Here is a 1,047-nt window from a genome sequence, read left to right as displayed (position 1 = left end):
TCGAATACTCAAGAGCGTATCGATCTATTAGCAGGTTTTATTAAACAATTCGGTAAAACATCGATTCTTGGTCTATTAGCAGACCGTGAGTTTATGGGTGAAGAGTGGTTTAACTATCTGAAAAATGAGGGAATTAATTTCATCATTCGTATTAAGAAAAATGCGAAAACGACCAACAGCCAAGGTCAAGAAGTACCCGTACAAAACTTCTTTCTACATTTGAAACTGGCGGAACAACTCATCCTTGAAGATTCACGCCTCATCACCGGCGTAAAGGTTTATTTAACGGCTTTGCGATTAAATGATGGTGAATTGCTGATTCTTGCTTCAAGTCAGAAGAATGGACATCAACCAGTTGAATATTATAAAGAAAGATGGCAAATAGAAACTTTATTTAGTTGCTTAAAAAGTCGAGGGTTTAATCTGGAAGATACTCATGTGACTGACCCTAAACGGATTAAACGACTTTTAATCATTCCAGTGATTACGTTTTGTTGGGCGCATCGCATCGGTGAATGGCAACATGATTCAGTTAAACCGATTAAAGTAAAAAAACATCTACGGCTTTCTAAAAGTATCTTTAAAACGGGTTTGGATTTTATTCGTAATACTATCTTTAATCCTACCTCTTTATTTAATCTCGCTGCTTTATTTCACTTCCTTGATTTTAATCATTTTGGTTCTTCGACGTTTTCTGTGGAGGCCAAGCAGGTTGGAGGGTCACCCCCAGTTTCCACAAGAATGCTAGAAAAAACATAATCTTAACTCTTAAAGCTAATTTTTGTCATGTACAGAGCCCACATTTATATTCTCGCGCGCGCTGATGAGAGCCTGGATTCGACCGGAATCGATTCCCTCACCGGAAAACGGGTGGGCTTCCTCAAAGGCGCGCAGCAACTCCAGCGTCTGCTGGAGAGTTATCCCGAAATTCACCGCGTCGAATTCGACAGCAACGCCGAACTGGCCGCCGCCTTGACGGAAGGCCGGGTTGATCGGCTTCTGGGGAACAGCAGCCTGGAGTGGTGGCGCAAGGGAAACACTCAGACG

At 42.1% G+C, this 1,047-nt stretch carries 1 protein-coding gene; it reads left to right on the top strand.

Annotated elements, in window-relative coordinates; translation table 11 throughout:
• Positions 1-759 (top strand): IS4 family transposase (locus BN874_RS23755; protein ID WP_154724937.1); only part of this gene is annotated, 759 nt, incomplete at its 5' end.
• Positions 760-1,047 lie beyond the last annotated feature (288 nt).

The organism is Candidatus Contendobacter odensis Run_B_J11 (genome assembly GCF_000531125.1).
Lineage (GTDB): Bacteria > Pseudomonadota > Gammaproteobacteria > Competibacterales > Competibacteraceae > Contendibacter > Contendibacter odensensis.
This window is presented reverse-complemented; position numbering and strand designations above follow the sequence as displayed.